The sequence below is a fragment of the Bradyrhizobium sp. SUTN9-2 genome (genome assembly GCF_003122645.1).
Classification (GTDB): Bacteria; Pseudomonadota; Alphaproteobacteria; order Rhizobiales; family Xanthobacteraceae; genus Bradyrhizobium; species Bradyrhizobium yuanmingense.
In genome coordinates this window covers 2,577,318-2,579,356 of the sequence record NZ_LAXE01000001.1, presented here as the reverse complement: position 1 = coordinate 2,579,356, position 2,039 = coordinate 2,577,318, and the positions used below count along the sequence as shown (strand labels likewise).

Sequence of the window (2,039 nt, the reverse complement as noted above, 5' to 3'; positions counted from 1 at the left end):
GTAAGGTCAGACGCATGGCGGGAACGACTTGAGCCCATGATGCTCTCATGTCCGAGCACCAGTAATCACTTTTTAGCACTCCATCCGGGCCATCCGGGCGCAGCCGAGCCGCGGGTTAATGACCTACACATGATTAGTTGCGCCGCTTGCGATGGCGTCTACTTTATCGACCTGCGGACAGGCCCGATTATGGGCTTCGAGCGACGCTACCTCCCTCCTATTGGTGTCAACCGAATCCGGCGTCTTCGCGCTCTCGCTGGAGCACGTGCGAGCGCGCGGCTGCGGTCGCCCGCACTCCAAGGGATGACGCCGCAGAACACGGAGATGTCTCACCAACAAGGGACGTGACATGACAGACAACCGGGCCATTTACCCCGCCACGGGCCAGATTACTGGAGCTGCAGACCAGTTTAGTTCGTGCAGAACAGTTACAAATAGCAACAGCCGAGGCCTTGAGCTGCCCCAGATCCATTCGCCGGCGAAAATCCAAATATTTCGGTTCGCGAGCGGACCGTGTTCCGGACCAACGATGCCACCGACAGCCCTCTGCCGCGGCTCACGCCATCAAGACCGCGCCGTCCGGTCGAATCGCGCAGAGCCTGCTGGGCGGACGCCAAGCGATGTTCGTAATGTTCACAAGGTTGTCTGAATTTGTCAGCTCGCAGCGATGAACTTTGTTCAGGATCAAATGGCGATTTGATCTGGGAGCGGCTCGAAATCATGCCGCCCTTCGATCAGGATCTGGAGATTGCCGTGATCGAGGGCAATTCGATTCACCGGGTGGTCTTTCCTTGTCGCCGGGCGTTCGGCGGATGGATCAACGCGAATACCGGAGAGCACGTCGCCGTGCAGCCGACTCATTGGCGTATCTGGCTCGGATAGCGGCGGCGATCCTGCACAATAGATTGGCGTGAGTTGAAGCAGGAACTGGCTTCGGCGTCCTCTCGTCGGACACTATGTAGAGTTCATCGAATGAGAGCGCCTGCCGGGGAAACATGTCCGAGCGGACCGATGAGAAGGCCCGTGCGGTGACGTCGGCCATCACCCCTCTCATTGTTGTCGCAACCGTTTCCACTCTTCTTATGAGCGACACCTCGGTGTAGATTTTGTCTCTCAGACCAAACGATCGCTTAGCACGGCATAAGGAGCTACTATAAACGTATCGATATGAGTCCATATTCTCGGCGAATCTTCTCGCCTTGATGAACCGTCGGCTATTCTCTTTTGGCCAAGTATCGCGAACCGTCAGCGTCGTTTTCTCCGCGTGCACATCCGTCCAACCATTAACTGGGGCCAAGCACTTTCTGTTTGCCCCAAGGCTTGCCGCGAGATTATGGACCGCGGTATTGACCACAAGCGAATAGCTTGGTCCAGAACAGATCCGAGCGCCGGATCAATGATTTTGCGGAGACGATGCAGCGCGCAGTTCGCGGGCGGCAGCGACCATGTTGGTTATCGCAGGCCGCACCTCCTCCCATTTGCGCGTTTTTAGGCCGCAGTCCGGATTGACCCAGAGCTGCGATTCCTGCAAACGCGTCCGAGCCAGCACCATCAGCTCCTTCATTTCGCTTACCTCGGGAACGCGTGGAGAGTGGATGTCGTACACGCCAGGTCCGATTTGATTTGCATATTCGTACTTGCTGAATGCGCCCAGTAGTTCCATTTTCGATCGCGACGTCTCGATCGAAATGACATCCGCATCCATTGCAGCGATCGCACCGATGATGTCGTTAAACTCGGAGTAGCACATATGTGTATGGATTTGCGTCTGATCGGTAACGCCTGATGAGCAGATGCGGAAACACTCTCCGGCCCAATCGAGATATGCCTTCCACTCCGATCGGCGCAAGGGCAATCCTTCGCGGAGTGCAGCTTCGTCGATCTGGATCATGGCTGCACCGGCATTCTCGAGATCGCGGACTTCGTCGCGGATCGCAAGTGCAAGCTGACGGCAGACCTCGCTTCTAGGAATATCATCGCGAACAAACGACCAGTTCAGAATCGTCACCGGTCCGGTCAGCATCGCCTTCATTGGCTTG

At 56.6% G+C, this 2,039-nt stretch carries 1 protein-coding gene and 1 pseudogene; both read right to left on the bottom strand.

Annotated features, from left to right (window positions below):
- Nucleotides 1–684: 684 nt before the first annotated feature.
- Nucleotides 685–861, bottom strand: coding sequence for a hypothetical protein (locus tag XF30_RS38455; protein ID WP_192893106.1), 177 nt, complete (start codon nt 859–861; stop codon nt 685–687).
- 532 nt (nt 862–1,393) lie between these two features.
- Nucleotides 1,394–2,039, bottom strand: a pseudogene (locus XF30_RS39260) (5-methyltetrahydropteroyltriglutamate--homocysteine S-methyltransferase); the annotation flags it as partial.

Excerpts from the sequence above, each read along its gene's own strand:
- XF30_RS38455 (WP_192893106.1), bottom strand. The coding sequence starts at position 861 with ATGAGTCGGCTGCACGGCGACGTGCTCTCCGGTATTCGCGTTGATCCA.